General features: G+C 51.4%; 1 protein-coding gene. It reads right to left on the bottom strand.

The window, feature by feature from the left end; genetic code table 11:
* A partial coding sequence (locus NLF92_RS12755) for a hypothetical protein (protein WP_254102580.1) occupies positions 1 to 290 on the bottom strand: 290 nt, incomplete at both ends.

Consider the following 290-nt stretch of genomic DNA (forward strand, 5'->3'; position numbering starts at 1 on the left):
CATATGTGTTTGGCTGAACTGGCGCAGAGCTGCCAGCAAATTGGGTTCACTCTCTACGTTTTCCAATTGCTCAGCCAGCAAAGTACACAGCGAGGCGGCGTCGGCATGGATATGCCACTGCTGCTCGAGAATCTCTGCCAGTACCTTGGGTTGAGTCGCAATCAGTTCACCGACGAAAGGGCTCAATGCCAGAATCTGTTTGATATCGTCCTGGTAGTCTGAAAACAGTGGAAATTGTTCGCTGGCGGCGAGGATACTTTGCCAGCGGCGCTCGACATTTTCCTGAATAA

This window comes from Opacimonas viscosa (assembly GCF_024199005.1).
Taxonomy (GTDB): domain Bacteria; phylum Pseudomonadota; class Gammaproteobacteria; order Enterobacterales; family Alteromonadaceae; genus Opacimonas; species Opacimonas viscosa.